The sequence below is a fragment of the Shewanella litorisediminis genome (genome assembly GCF_016834455.1).
Taxonomy (GTDB): domain Bacteria; phylum Pseudomonadota; class Gammaproteobacteria; order Enterobacterales; family Shewanellaceae; genus Shewanella; species Shewanella litorisediminis.
Window position 1 is genome coordinate 2,180,216 of the sequence record NZ_CP069213.1, and the last position, 15,453, is coordinate 2,195,668.

Annotated in this window: 7 protein-coding genes; 4 read left to right on the top strand and 3 right to left on the bottom strand. The window is 52.3% G+C overall.

Annotated elements, in window-relative coordinates:
* Positions 1–152: 152 nt before the first annotated feature.
* A complete protein-coding gene (locus JQC75_RS09510) occupies positions 153–5,069 on the bottom strand; it encodes a S8 family serine peptidase (RefSeq protein WP_239001987.1) in 4,917 nt (1,638 codons plus the stop codon).
* Between the two features lie 318 nt (positions 5,070–5,387).
* Here JQC75_RS09510 and JQC75_RS09515 point away from each other — a divergent pair, with 318 nt between their 5' ends.
* The 3 genes from JQC75_RS09515 (at position 5,388) to JQC75_RS09525 (ending at position 10,490) form a co-directional block, all read left to right on the top strand.
* The gene (locus JQC75_RS09515; protein ID WP_203323892.1) at positions 5,388–6,008 is read left to right on the top strand and encodes a hypothetical protein; all 621 of its coding nucleotides are present in this window, start codon (positions 5,388–5,390) and stop codon (positions 6,006–6,008) included.
* Positions 6,008–8,455 carry a zinc metalloprotease gene (locus tag JQC75_RS09520; RefSeq protein ID WP_203323893.1) on the top strand — a complete coding sequence of 816 codons (2,448 nt, stop codon included), beginning with the start codon at positions 6,008–6,010 and terminating at the stop codon, positions 8,453–8,455. The genes JQC75_RS09515 and JQC75_RS09520 overlap by 1 nt, the downstream gene beginning before the upstream one ends.
* A 211-nt stretch (positions 8,456–8,666) precedes the next feature.
* The gene (locus JQC75_RS09525) at positions 8,667–10,490 is read left to right on the top strand and encodes a S8 family serine peptidase (protein ID WP_203323894.1); all 1,824 of its coding nucleotides are present in this window, start codon (positions 8,667–8,669) and stop codon (positions 10,488–10,490) included.
* A 159-nt stretch (positions 10,491–10,649) separates the two neighbouring features.
* Here the strand turns inward: JQC75_RS09525 and JQC75_RS09530 are convergent, their stop codons facing one another.
* On the bottom strand, positions 10,650–11,066 hold the full coding sequence (locus tag JQC75_RS09530; RefSeq protein ID WP_203323895.1) for a Cd(II)/Pb(II)-responsive transcriptional regulator: 417 nt from the start codon (positions 11,064–11,066) through the stop codon (positions 10,650–10,652).
* 77 nt (positions 11,067–11,143) lie between these two features.
* Here JQC75_RS09530 and JQC75_RS09535 point away from each other — a divergent pair, with 77 nt between their 5' ends.
* Positions 11,144–13,324 (top strand): TonB-dependent receptor domain-containing protein, encoded by a 2,181-nt coding sequence (locus tag JQC75_RS09535; protein ID WP_239001988.1) that lies wholly within the window; start codon positions 11,144–11,146, stop codon positions 13,322–13,324.
* Positions 13,325–13,658: 334 nt separating this feature from the next.
* Here JQC75_RS09535 and JQC75_RS09540 read toward each other — a convergent pair whose 3' ends face one another.
* Positions 13,659–15,170 carry a serine hydrolase domain-containing protein gene (locus tag JQC75_RS09540; protein ID WP_203323896.1) on the bottom strand — a complete coding sequence of 504 codons (1,512 nt, stop codon included), beginning with the start codon at positions 15,168–15,170 and terminating at the stop codon, positions 13,659–13,661.
* Between the last annotated feature and the right edge of the window lie 283 nt (positions 15,171–15,453).

Here is a 15,453-nt window from a genome sequence, read left to right on the forward strand (position 1 = left end):
GATGCATACGACAGGTTCTTTGCGCAGAAATCCAACTGAACAATCACTATTTCCACAAGAGGTCGTTTGAGGTGAAAAATAAAGGGAGCAATCAATGCTCCCGTATGTTAAAAAAGCCTCCACTCAGGAAGGCCTTTCCCATTACGCTTTAATCAGTTCATCCGCTTACGGCGTCTGATTGAGGCAAACCAGCCCAACCCAGCAACCCACAGCCAACCGAGGCTACCACCGCTGCTTTGCGCGGAGACAGGCTCAGGGACAGTCGGAGTCACTGGAGCGGGCGGTTCGACACCATCAGAAATTACCGTCAGGGTAAAACTGGTGCTGGCGATATCACCCGGATTGAGGCTGTCGTACACTTCAACAGTCACCAGCGTTTCGCCGTGGAAGTTGGCGTCAGGAACCAGATTTATAAGGTCACCATTCACTTCGGCACTGACGTGCTCGGCAGTTACCCTAACTTCATTTGGCACCTTGTCAGCATCGATATACACAACCTTAATACCATCCAAACGGCCGTTCTCAGGCACTTCCATATCCGCCAGCGGCGCTAGCTGGATATTACCCCTGACTTCAAGCTGGTGAACAAGTTGTGTCTCGCTACTCCCCTCAAGACTGACATCAAGCGTCAGTGGCAAGGTCTTGCCCATTGCCTTTGGCTGCACTGCGGCCTTGAAGCTGAACTCAACTTCGCTCTGCTCCGGTCCTACGTAATCAAAACACAGCACCAAATCTTCACTGAGCACAGTATCCAGATTGTCGAATCCGAGCATGGTGTATAACTTACCATTTTTTGGACCGGCATTCGGAGAGTACGCCGAGTCGAAACCTTCAATAAAGATGGTTCCTTCTGCGGTATCTGCGCCCAGGTTTTTATAGGCATAGATCACTTCGTACTTGCCAGGATGATCGTCGATACCGCTGCGCAGTATAGTTTGGAAGTCAAACTCCTGGCCGGTGTACATGTCGGTAACGTTATCAAATTCCAGGAACAGCAGGTCACCCAAATCAGGACGATCTTCAGCATACTGGCTGGCAATGGTCAGGCCCCATGGGTCTTCCCAATGACGGCGATACTTCATCTCAAAGCTGCCACGCCAGAACGGCGCCAGCGCCTCTTCCAGGAAGCCCGGTCCACGGTGGTACTGCATCATCCAGTAGCCGGTATTGAACTGCAGCGCGCCCACGGTGTGCATTCTCATGTAACCGGCGTTTTCCTGGTTATAGAGTTTGAACTCAGCGTCGGCGTTATAGAACAGCCAATCGATAGGCACATCGAAGTTCACCCAGGCATCGCCCTGCATCCATTCGGCGTTTGGCTGAATACCAAATTCCGCGAACAGATCGATATAGCCACCGGTTGAGTATTCGTCAATGAGAGGGGTATGGCACATCTCATCGGTCAGATTAGAGGTCACCTTGTACTCACGGGTGATGTTGCGGGTGCTGGCCTGACTACCTTTTATGATCAGGCCCTGCTCATTGGCCTCGATGGCAGCCTCAACCTCAGAATTGTTGGAGCGTATGGTCGATGGTGCCAGACGAATACCCTCAGGCATCTGCAGTGTCAGCTGATAATCGCGATCGTTCGACTCGAGGTTTGGTGCCAGACGCACAGTCACATCAATCACATCTTCACTGCGTGCCTTGTCCTGGCTGACCGTCCAGATCAGGGCATCCTCACCACGGCGAATATTGAGTGCGGTAAAACCAAAGGAGCCCTCAGCGCCCGGGCCTGTGCCCAAATCCATACCACCGTAGTACACATCCCCTTTGGCGGCATCGGCAATATTCCAACCCAGTGTCAGCGGATAATCGCCATTACCGTCGTGTGTAGCCGGGCCAGACACACTGAGCATGCCACGATCGTCACCGGCCAACAGCACTGCATGTCCTGTCTCCACCTCGACCTTGCCTTCTCCATAAGCCATAGCGGTCGCAAACCAGTACTTACCGGGTGCAGGACTTTCTATGCTGCAAATGTTGTTTTCGGCCTGACTGGAAGAAATACACACCACTTCCTGATCGTATTCTTGCTTAATTGCCCTGTAGTTTTCTGCTATCTCTTCTTCTGATGGTATGAAGCCACCGTTATCGTTCAGGTCACGCCCCACCATGATGAAAGGATGTGGCTTGGTGTAACGAGGGTTCATTTCCTCCAGGGTGCTCGCGTTCTTGGCCTTAAGCACTTCCACCACCAAACGCTTGGCACCCTCCGCAACTTCAACCATCTGAATATCCCAACCCACCTGGATTTGTTCAACATCCAGGAACGGGAAGACTGCCTCCAGCGTCGCATGGGTCACGGTCGGCTTCACCGGACCATAGAAACGAGGCGTCAATGCAGCATAGGCACCGGTATTCATATAGATGGTTTCGCTGCCTTGATTGCGCTGAATGTCCAGATCAAGCGAAACAGGCATGGCATCGGCTTTACTGGCAACAACCACAGGCATATTCAGCACAGGACCCGTGCTGCTCGCTTCAGTGAGGGTGAGCTTACCGTTAAAGAACGCATCTTTATTTTGAATGTGCTCCCAAGGTGCGCCAGGCTCAGAGGGGTTAACATTCGACTGAATAAGACCTGGCACCTTAGCGGTAATCACCAGTGTCTGGCTTTGGCCTTTTTTCAGACTGAAAGTAGCAGGGCTAACACTCAGCTCAAAGCCTTCCTCTTTAGCCAGCGCCTCGGCAGACCAACTGCCGTCACGGGTAGCGGTAACGGTGCGCATCCAGGTACAGCTCTGCTCACACTCCATTTCCACCATAGATGGAATGTTAAGCCAGTTCGGCAACCCTCCATTGCTGGGATCGGCATTACGGTAATTCGCAATAGCCTCGTCCATAATCAGGCCAGTATTCGCCGCCTGAGCAACATTAATCGCACCGGCACCGGCCATAAAGTTGTAGTAAGGCTCAACGATGTCATAACCCAAATTCAAGTAGACAGGACCGGCCGTCAGCATCAGTGCAGATTGTACTTCGGCCGGGGTCCACTCGGGATGCAGCTGCATCAGCAACGTCATCGCACCCGTCACATGGGGGGCTGCCATCGAAGTGCCACTCATGAAGGTCCAGTCAGAGGCTTCCGGTGATTGAGTAAAGGGCTGGTCATCGGCGTTGGCTGCGTAGATTTCAACACCGGGTGCCACCAGGTCCGGAACCAGGGTATTGTTGGTTCGGCTTGGTCCCATGGAGCTGAAATATGCCAGATTATTAGCCAGTTTCTCGTCCAGAGTATATTCGTTGGTGTAATCAGAAATAGTGGCTGTTGTAGTACCTGGCTCACTGTAATTAATCCAGTTTCTGAGCGACCAGCGGGTTGAATAAGGCACATGGATACCAGGGATCACGTAGGACTCGGCAACCACGTTATCGATGTCGTAACGCACGTTTTGCAAAATAAAACCACCTGCGCCACCGGCGGCAACATTCACCGCTTTTTCCACCCGGGCAATGTCACCGCGCTCACACAGAACGATTTGATCGGCCCTGAAGGTTCCTTCAGGGAAAGGTACGTTACAGGACGCCGAGCTGTATTCATCGTACGGATCTGGATCCGGGTAGTTCTCAGCCAGCACTACTTCGCCTGTAATAGAACCGGAGAAGCTCTTACCTTCGATATCCTTGTAGGGTTTAGAGCTCGAATTAACACCGAAATTGCTTAAGGTTTTGTTGCCTGCTTCCAGTTTGCGGTCGTGAGATACAGCTCCCACGGTGGTCACCCAGGGAGAACTGTGGTCAGCGCTCCAGTAGGCTCCGGCGTTACCAGCTGCGGCGGCGACAGAAATCCCGGCTTCACGGGCGGCCAGGAAGGCCAATTCGACAGGGTCACCCCAAGGCAGATTTTCCTGACCACCGATGGAGAAGTTAATCGCATCTACGCCATCGGCAATGGCGTCTTCAAAGGCGGCCAAAATCGCCGATTCAGGACAACCGGCGTAAGGGTCGCCACCATTTCCTGGCCAACATACCTGATACGAGATCACGTGGGCGCGGGGGGCCACACCACTGGTTGAGGCAAAGGTAAATGGCAGGTTGATACCATCGCTTGTTGGCTGTCCGTCGCTTGTTTGCAGCGCAGTATCTTTCAGCTCGTTACCCGCCACGGTACTGGCTGTATGGGAGCCGTGACCATGATAGTCCTCACCATTGGCCGGACGGATCATCTCAGGTCTCATCCAGGGATTTTCCTGGAACTCAGGTGCGGCATAGACATCGGTAATTTCAGGGTATGAACGAACCCCAACCAGCTTGTCGTTGCACAGCTCTGGAGATTGCACACAGTCACCAACAAAGTTGCCGGGACCAAAGGGATTTAGCTTGGTGTATTCTTCATCGCTGGCAAAGGCCGGATGGTCAGTGTTTATACCGGTATCAATCACACCTACCAGCATGCCCTCACCCTTGGCAGCAAGGCCTGTGGTGGGATCTTCACCGCGCCATACAGACTTGGCACCGATAAACTCTGGGCCACGGTCGGTGCGCAGTTCAAAAACGCGGTTTGGGGTGATGCGTTTAACGCCTGCCTGCTGCGACAACACACGGGCATCCTGCTCGGTCATCTCAACCAACATTGCGTTACTGGCCACAGTAAAGCGCTGCTTTACCGAAATGTTTGCACCTACCGTTTGAGCACGGGACAGTAAGGTATTCTGTTTTGTTTCAAGATAGTTTTGATACTGAGCCGCGTTTTGAGTTTTAACGTTTACCCGGCCTTTACCGATCACGGAACGGTTTTTTGGCGCAGCTGTCGCAGCAAGCCCCGGAATGCCGCCCTGATAGGTCGCCATAGGCTCGTCATCCAGTTGCACGATATACTGCTGCTGTCCCTGGCGACTGGGATCTGGTTGAAAAATTTGTTCTGGTGAACGTGCCTTTAACTGCAGGTTCTTTTGACCCGGCTTGCCGACAAAAATATCGCCATCTAGACTGGCCTTGTGAGCAGCATCGATTTTCCTCACATCGTCAGCAGTAAAGCTTGGCTGATAAAAATTGCCTTTACCCACAGCTACCATACCCGGTGCTGCGGTGCTGGATGCTACTCCCCCGATATAAATGGCTGTCAAACTTGCCAGCAGCGTTTTCCGTGTTAAAAGTTGATTTCTTGTTATGTTGGACACGCAAGGTTCCTCTTGTTTTTGGAATTAACTATCCGTGATCAGACGCAACAACAAGAGCTTGTTTATCCAGTTATAAACGAGTCTTACGCCTAGTATGTCTACCTGAAAATCGGCCATAACCTTTTCCTATTTGCCTAAAGGATGTCAATCCGTACCAAAAAAATCAGGGATTCCCTGATATCTGCCCAAAGTCCGAATTGCTAGCTTGAAACCATGGTAGTAGCCCTACCAAAGCCCAAGTTATAAAAGCAAAAAGGATACTTCATGAACTTCAAACCCTACCTGTTAGCGCTGCTTCCCGCGCTGATGTTGCTTGGCTCGCCGGTTCAGGCAGCAAAACTCAAACCTCAAAATTTAAAACAACTCATCAGTGAGTCTGAAAGCATTCTGTCCGGGCAGGTTCTGTCTGTTACCGACGGGATATCTGAGCAGGGTGTGCCCTACACAGAGGTCACGATTAAGGTGAATAACGCTGCCAAAGGGCAGCACGACAAAAACTCCACCTACACATTTCGCCAGTTTGGTTTGACCAAACCCCGCACTGATGCAAATGGCAATAAGTTGCTGGCCGTCTCTCCCGAGGGCTTCCCCCGCTGGAATGCCAACGAAACTGTCATTGTGTTCATGCACAAGGCAGCAAAGCTGACTGGATTACGTACAACAGCCGGGATGGCTAACGGTAAGTTCGTGATCCAGGGCAGCAAAGTCAGCAATGAATTCAATAATTTTGGCGTGTTCAATGACATCGAGTTTGCTCAGGGCCTGTTGTCCGAGTCAGAAAACGCCATGCTGAAAACAACCGGCGCCGTTAATGCGACAGACTTTATGAGCTTGGTGGGTAAAGCCGTTTCCGAGCAATGGATCAGCACTGGGAAGATGAAATAATGAAAATCAATAAATTTACTGTTGCAATACTAGGCATGCTGGGTACGGGCTCTGCGCTGGCTGCCGGCCCCCTGTTAACCTCGGACGACGCCAGTCCCAAGCCCTATGTGTGGGACACCTCAAAAGGGTCCATTCCCGTTTACGTTGATGGTGGCGACGCCTTTACCTACGACTACGATGGCAGCGTGTTTTTATCTATCGATCGCGCCAGAGAAATCACCCAGTTTGCCTTTGACCAGTGGAACAATGTTGAAACCTCCACGTTCCGGGCGGATATTGCCGGCACAATTCAAGAGAAAATCGGCATCGCCGATGTGACCGGTGCAAACGCAGCCGAAATCTATACCAAGCAAAATGGTTATGGCTTCTGGGTACTGTATGACACTGATGGCAGTATCCTTGAGGACTTTTTCGGGGTGCCTAAAACAGCTGTGCTGGGTATCGCCTTCCCCGAAATTGCTGACGAAAACAACGTGATTATCGAGGCAACCGCAGTAATCAATGGTTGGAACGTCTACGTTAACGATACCGAAGGCAACCAGGTTGCAGGGGTCTTTACCCATGAATTTGGTCATGCAATAAACCTGTCACACTCCCAAACCAATGGTCAGTTGGGTTACATCAGTAACACCTTTGCCCCGCTCTACCCCGGCGTTGCCGGTTGCGGTGTCGAGCCGATACACGCCTACAATTGGCCGGACTGGTATGGCCCAACCAATCCTGCTGATCCTGAGATAATTGAAACCATGTTCCCCTTTATCAGCCACAACGGCGCAGGCGGAACAGCTCAAAGTACTGTCAACGTACTGGATGACAAAGTCTCAATTTCCAATCTCTATCCAACTGACGCTTACAAAACCGGCTTTGGTGCAATTGAAGGCAGACTGCGCCTTAAAGATGGCCAGACCGAATACAGTGGCGTCAATATCATCGCCCGTAACCTCAGCGACCCATTGATGGATGCGGTGTCTGCACAGTCAGGTTACCTGACTCAGGGTAAAGTTGGCCCGGACGGATATTTCAAAATCAACGGCCTGACCCCCGGTCAAAGCTATGTGCTTTATACCGAGGAGATCCATGTTGGTGGATACCCAACGCGCCAAATGCCCATCATTTCGGTGGCCGAATATTGGAATGAGAACGAAGGGAGCAACCCGGTTTCTGACGACAAGTGTGATGTCACGCCAATCGTTGCCGAAGCCGGTAAGAGCAAGCAGGCCGACCTCACCTTCAACGGCTATGACGACGGCATTAACTTCCGCCCCATCGTTAACGCATTCCTGACCGATCTTGCCAAAAATGGCCGCTCGTCCATGGGTACCATCATGGGTTATGGATTTACCTGGGATGAGACCAAAGGATTTGAAATGCTGCCTGATTATGTCACTGCAGAAACAGGTCGCATGAACCGTAACGGCACCAAGATCCTGGTGAATTCCGATCACGATCGCAATGGCGTCAGCGCTCCGGCAATCTGGTCTGATTCAAAGGGCGTAATGCCCCTTGGCGACTTTACCGGTAACAGCTGTGGCGGTGGCACACAACATGGTACCGAAGCTGCGTCGGCCTGGGACATTGATGATGCCGGTAACACGGTTGTCGGCTTGGCTTACAAAGATGTCGACGGTAACGGAATGTGCTACGAGTACGACAAGGGTGAGCTGGTTCCTTTCATCTGGACGCCCAAAGAAGGCATGCATGAACTGGACACCCAGGACGTTGACTGGAACATCAACTCCTGGGTACGCGCCCATGCCATTTCCGGTAATGGCGAAGTGGCTCTGGGTTCACTTGATGGTTGGGAAGCCGTCGCCTGGGTAAAAGAAGGGAAGATGATCAATCTGTACCAAAAAGCCGGTGCAATTGAAGCAAATGCCGCTTCTTACGATGGCAAAAAGATAGCCCTGGCCACCGAGACCGGTAACGTACTGCTTTGGGATCACAGCAAGCCTGACAGCAGCGCCTTCACCGATATTGGCGGTCTCAAATGGTGTGAGAATGTGCCATTTATGCTCTGGGGATGGAATGTCTGTGAAGACATGGGCGCTGACTGGGTACACAGCATTTTTGGTGAATACGCAGGCCTTGTGCCATTCGACATGAGTGACAACGGTGATGTCATCATAGGCCGTGCCGGTGACTTCTGGGCAGGTTTTGTTGGTGCAATCTACATCAAAGAGCTGGGCTGGATGACGCTGGATAACTTCTTCAGTAAGCAGGGTGTTTTGGAAGCCGAACGTGCATCCATGAATAACCCACTGTCTATCAGTGCCGCAGGGTCAAAAATGGTCGGTGGTGTTGCTGGCGCCATGATTTCCTATCATGTCGATATGACAGAAGTTTATGTGTGCGAAAACGGCAACTCCATCAAGACTGGCTTCCCTAATGGTCTTATCAACAAAGTGAAATCCGGCGCGCAATTCGGTCGCTGCGAACACTTGAATTAACAGCAAGATGTCGGGAGACGCCCTGATGGGCGTACTCCTTGACACAGTCGCTGGATCGTCAGGACTCAAGCAGCGCCGGGCTTTGTCAGTTGGCGCTGAATATGGCCAAAGAATTTAAGGAATTAGCAGTGTCAGGGCGGCAATGAAGGAATTGACCTCAAGCACCTTGCTCAATGGGCCTGCTATTTACCACACACTTTCAGGAACAAACATGAAAACAATAAATAAAACCTTATTAGCGCTGGGTATTGGGATGGCAATGACCGCCAATGCTGCCGACGACCGTTACGTTATTCAGGTCGATGCTGAGCATAAAGGCGTAGTGAAAGCCCTTGCCAAAAAAATGGGCGGCGAAATCCACGCCGAAGGCAAGCACTTTTTCTCAGCCACCTTCAGCGGCAAAGATCTTGCGGCCATAAAAGGTCTGCTGAATAACCCACACATCCAACTCATCGAAGAAGATGCCAAACGCCAATTGATGGGTTACAGCGATGATGTTGGCGACCCACGTCACAGCCAGATCTCCCCCTATGCCGTATATCAATCCCAGGCAAACCAGCTCACGCTGCAAGCAAACTCCGGCGTGAAAGTCTGTGTGATTGACTCCGGCCTCGATCGTTCAAACGCTGACTTTTTATGGCAAAACATTACCGGTGACAACGATATTGGCACCGGACAGTGGGACCAACATGGCGGCCCCCATGGAACCCACGTTGCCGGCACCATCGGCGCGGCCGATAACGATATCGGCGTTATCGGCATGGCTCCCGGCGTCGACATGCATATCATTAAAGTATTTAACGCAAATGGCTGGGGCTACTCGTCTGATCTCGCTGTTGCAGCAGAAAAATGTGCCGCTGCCGGCGCCAACATCATTAACATGAGTCTCGGTGGCGGCCGACCAAACAGCACCGAAGAGAACGCTTTTAAAGCATTCACCAACAATGGGGGCTTGGTGATTGCCGCTGCCGGTAACGATGGCAACAATGTCAGAACCTTCCCTGCCGGTTATGAATCCGTGATGATGGTGGGGGCCAACGACGCGAATGACCAAATCGCACCATTCTCCCAGTACCCGGCCTGTAGCATCATCTACTCAGGCAAAAGCAATAAAAACAACCAGCAAATTCTGGACTCTACCTGTGTAGAGGTAACAGCTGGCGGCGTGGATACCCTGTCGACCTACCCTGCCGATATGGCGGTGGCGTCTGTATTAAACGCCGATGGCCAGGTGCTTGGCTCGTCCGGAATGGGCTACGCTGCACAAGGAAATGTCACCGGTAACGGCTATTACATGGGTCTTGGCAAGGCCACAGACTCCGGGGCCGACGGAAAGGTCTGCTTGATTGATCGCGGCGAAATTTCCTTTAATGACAAAGTCATGAACTGCGAAGCCTCTGGTGGTATTGGCGCCATTATCATCAATAACGTCGCAGGTATGGTGTATGGCACCCTGGGCGCCGACACCACGACCCGTATTCCCGCCGTTGGCGCCACCTTGGAAGACCGCAGCGCTATCCTGGCTGCAAGTGCATTTGGCGTGGAGATAAGCACCTCAGACTATGGCTTCATGAGCGGAACCTCTATGGCTACCCCGGCCGTCAGTGGCCTGGCCGCCTTGCTGTGGTCAAATCATCCGGAGTGCAGCGGCAGCGATATTCGCGACGCCCTGAAAAAGACCGCGTTTGATGCAGGTGCCAATGGCCGTGACGACTACTTTGGCCATGGCATTGTCAAAGTGGCTGACGCGCATCAATACCTGTTAAACAACGGCTGCAAGGCAACCCCCGTCGTGGACATTCAATTGACCACACAGACCTACTCGGGCAAGCGCGGCGAACAGGTTGAACTCAATTGGTCCGGCGCAACAACCCGCAAGGTAAACGTGTTTCGCAATGGCGTGATGATGACGGCCACCGCGAACGACGGCGGTTTTGTCGATACGCTCAACAATCCTTATGGCATATACACCTACCATATATGCGAGGATGGCACCGGCAACTGCTCTGATATTTCGAGTGTCACATTCAACTGACAGTCAGCCTGTAATAGCAAGAGCGCCTAAGGGCGCTCTTTTTATACTACGTATTACTTCATATGCATCGCTGCCAAGATTCCAGATAACCACCGGGTATTCTGCGTAACAATTTAAGAAGCTGCTGGTGGGGGTAACACCTGTACCCGTAGAGAGTGTTTATAACTCAACGCCCAGATTGGCGCTGCAATCATCTTCTTTTAGCCGCTTGAGAATGCAGCAATCCCTGACATGATGGGTATCGCAGGCGACCAGCGACGAGAGTGAAGCCTCCAGCTTCGCCAGCTCACGCTGGGTCTGGCGAATGCGCTCAAGTTGCTCGGCAATAATGTCATCGACCACGGCGCAGGAGCTGTGGGGGTGTTGCTGCACCTCAACCAAACGACGAATGTCACACAGGGCGATATTCAACGCCCGGCAACGGCGGATAAAAATCAAGGTTTCCAGGTCCTGCGGGCCATAGTGACGATAACCATTCGCCATGCGGCTGGGTGGCGGTAGCAAGCCTTCCTGTTCGTAATAGCGAATTGTTTTTACTGGCACCTGTGAGGCAGAAGCCAGTTCGCTGATTTTCACCTTGACTCTCCAGTTACTGTAAGCTTTAGCCTTGCATCCTATCACTTACGGATAAATCAACGCTACAGGATATACCTATGCCTTCTTTATCGCCCTTGGCTTTGCTTGTGATATCCCTGGGCACAGTTAGTGGCCAGGCGGCCCACGCCCAGGACAATCACCACAAGACAGATAATGGCAATCGCTCACCGACCTCTGGTTCAGAGCCCCTTAACACCCATGCCCCCCACACGCCCGTTGGCCACAATAAACATGCCGGCCACACACACGAGCATGGCAATGCAACAGCATCCGACCATGGCAAAGCCCATCATAACGAGCACGGCGATACCCATAATGGCGACATCAAAGGCGAATCCCATGACCAACACGGCCATGACCATGATGAAGGGATGGAGCGCATTTTAGTGCAGGCCACCCGCTTTGGACGGGTAGTCGACGATCAGCCGATGCGGGTTGAAGTGGTAACCCGGGAAGAAATTGAAGAAAAGGCTGCCATGCGCCCCGGGAATATTTCCATGTTGCTGGCAGAAACCGGCGGCGTGAGAGTACAAACCACGTCTCCAGCCCTTGGCAGCGCCAATGTTCGCCTGCAGGGCATGAATGGCCGCTACACCCAGTTGCTGGCGGATGGTTTGCCCCTATACGGCAATCAGGCATCGTCACTGGGTTTACTGCAAATTCCACCAACGGATCTTGGTCAGGTTGAGGTTATCAAGGGGTCAGCTTCGTCACTCTACGGCGGCTCGGCATTGGGCGGTGTGGTCAATTTGGTGTCCCGACGCCCGGGAGATGAGATGGCCGGTGAAGCGCTGATTAACCTCACCTCCAGAAACGGACAAGACGTTACCGGCTACGCCGAATCGCCACTTAGCGACAAGCTCAAGGGCTCAGTTACCGCAGGAGCCCACTATCAGACAATCGAAGATATAGACGGCGATGGCTGGGCCGATTTGCCCGAATACGACCGCTACACTCTCAGACCAAGACTCTTCTTTGAAGGCGACAAGGGCGATAACCTCTATCTTACCGCAGGCTATATGACCGAAAATCGCCAAGGTGGAACCCTCAGCGGCCAAACAGTGGCTGATGGTAGCCCCTTTATCGAGATTCAGGATTCTGAGCGTAAGGATGCAGGCCTGGTCTATCACCTGCCGCTGGCGGATACCCTGACATTCAGCACCCGTGCCTCGGCCATGGTTCAGGAACATTTTCACCGCTATGGCACAGACACCGACAATGACCAACACGGCAATTACCTGGTGGAAGCCAGCCTGTCAGGCTACAGAGACAACCTTGATTGGGTGATTGGCGCGGCGTATCAGTCTGAGACCTTTGAATCACAAAACTATGCAGACTTTGACTATAGCTTTGATGTACCGGGGTTATTTGCTCTGATTGACTACAGCCTCAGCGAAGATTTGATTGCCTCGGTCAGTGCCAGGATAGATGACCACAGCGAGTACGGCAGCCAGTTCAGCCCAAGGCTGTCTCTGCTCTACCGCGCCGATGATTTCACCGTGCGCGGCTCCTACGGCCGGGGCTATTATGCGCCGACACCATTTGTAGAGGAGATTGAAGCCTCAGGGTTGGGACAGCTTGAACCCCTTGGCGAACTTAAGGAGGAAACGGCCCGCACCGCCTCGTTGGACTTCACCTACCGCTTCGATGATGTGGAAACCAGCCTGACCCTGTTTGGGTCAGATATCCAAAACGCGACAGAGCTTGAAGCTTTTTCGTCACAAGACAACGGCAATCTTGATAGGGTCCGTTTGGTAAATGCCACAGGTGAGAGCCAGATCCGGGGCTCAGAATTGCTGCTTCGCTACTACCTTGGGGATTTAAAACTCACCGCAAGCTACCTGTATCTGGATGCAACCGAGCAAGACCCACACAGCGGCGCACGCCGCGAGAAAGCTTTGACACCCAGGCACTCCGCCGGATTTGTGGCCATGTGGGAACAGCACGGTCACTTTCGCGCCGGGTTTGAAGCTTACTACACAGGTGTTCAGCGCCTTGATGACAGTCCCTATGTTGCCGAGTCAGAGCCATACTGGCATCTGGGGCTGATGGGCGAGATGACCTTTGGCCGTTACAGCTGGTTTATCAATCTGGAAAACCTGCTCAACGTCAAACAGAGCGATACGCACCCACTGTTGCTCCCGGAGCGCACTCCATCCGGGCAGTGGACCACCGATATTTGGTCCCGCAACGATGGCTTCATCGCCAACGCCGGAGTCAGAATAAAATTTGGCTGAGTCGATTTATCTTCGGCTAAACCTCATTACGAAATAAGTCATTAATCTGTACTAGCTCAGACCTTCTCTGACAGCTACCCGATTTTTGGGTGACATTTCCAGACTGGATTTGGGCTAGTACATATCATCAGCACAATATCGAGACGCAGAGGGTTCTTGAGCTACCGCCGGCAGGGCGAAGCTCACCGCGACGACAAGCGCCGCAGTCAACTTCCTAGGCAATAGTTTTCGCATTGGATTTCTCCTGTTGACGATGCAATGGGTTCGGCGGAGAGTTCAATCTGCGCTATGCAGGATCGCCCCTCCGCCGAATCCGTGGCTATTGCCGAGTCGGTTATTTGTCGAATACCGATCCGGAGAGGTCGAACTCGTCGACCGCACCTTCACCGCGAATAAAGATTCTGTGGTTGAAACGCACGTAGTTGAGTTCGCCAGACGGGTCTTTCAGCAATTCGCCAAGCGCTCCCTTATTCGGCCCTTCGGTAATGATAAAATAGCCCTCTGCCGTGTTTTCCACATTGGCAGGGGCAGGATCCGCTCCCTTGGTCAATGCAGAGAACTGGACAAACACATATTTGTCGCCGTCTTTGCGGATCTCGATGTTTTGCGAATTGCCCTTAAAGACGCCGACAAATGGGTCGAGCACAGACGGAGTCGCACCAACGGAGACGGGAGACTTGGCCTCGATTTTCGTAAAGGCTTTGACCATTGCGTTGGCCACTTTTTTGTAGGCCTCAGCTCCGCGATCGCTGTGGACCAAAACCACCACGGCAAAGTCGCGGTCTGGGATCAGCTGCAGAAAAGAACGCGTGCCGGGCCAATTCCCGCCGTGGCTGGGACTGGTTACCCCGCCGTAGTCGTGGACAAACCACGTCAGCCCGGTAAAGTCGCCGGTTTCAGCCTCGACCGCAGGTGCGTGGGCATAGTCCAGTGCTTTTTTAGACAACAACTGCTTGCCGGATGCGTCCTTACCGTCCAGCTGAAAGCGGGCGTATTTCAGCATGTCGGTCACTGTAGAGCGGAGTGCGCCGGAGGCTGCGGACTCTCTAATCAACGGAATGTAGTACGGCTTGAGATCATTGATGCTGCCTTCCCCGTAGATTGGCGGATGACCCCATGCGTAATCTTTAGCCGGCGGGGTGGCGTCGTAATTAAAGGATGACGAATTCATGCCCAGAGGAGTTAACAGATTCTCTTCGATGAGCGTCTCAATTGGCTTTCCGCCGGCATGCGACACCACATGGGTCGCGAAGGTGATACTGGTGTTGTTGTACATCCAGGTTTGATCGAACGGATAGATTTGCTCGACATAAGACGCCTGAAGCATAACTTTCTCGGATATCGAACCACCTTCAGGAACACGAAGGAACCCATGGTCGCCATACCAGCCAGCACGATGGTGAAACAGGTCAACAACCCGCGCTTTAGACGTCGCCACGGGATCTGAAACCCTCCACCACGGCAGAATGTCGACGACACGAGCGTTTAAATCCAGAATGCCCTGTTCGGACTGCTTCATGGCCAGCGTTGAAAGGAAGGTCTTTGTCACAGAGCCAATTTGAAATTGTGTATCAGGGGTAACGGCCTCGTCGGTGCCTACCTTGGTGACACCGAGACCAGCGCTGTAGGTGTTGGCTCCATGGATGACACCGACAGCAAGTCCCGGTATACGCATTTCTTTGATGAGTTCATTTGTTTCGGCGATGACAGCATCAAAGGCCGCCTGGCCCTCTTCCTTTGTCATGGGCTGTTGATTTTTCTCTGCACATGCGGGCTGCATTGCAAATAATGATGAAATTACTACACCAAGTAATAATTTCCTTTTTTTCTGCTCGATTTGTTTCATATTTCTTCCTTTTTAAATATTCATAGTTGAACTTGATCTATGACTGTAAATAATAAAAGTCTTATCGGGCTCTGATAAATTCTACAAGGATCCCATCGTATCCTCCTGCCGGGATTTAACACAATAAAAAGTCTGTCATCAGCTTGTCTAATAAAATCCCACGTCTTTGGTGACACCACCAATAGCGCCTGTTTTCACGGCACCCGATGTTCCTTAGGCTGCCTTGGCAAGTTTATCGAGCGATTATTCCGGTACAGCGCAATCACTCATATCATGTCAGCCC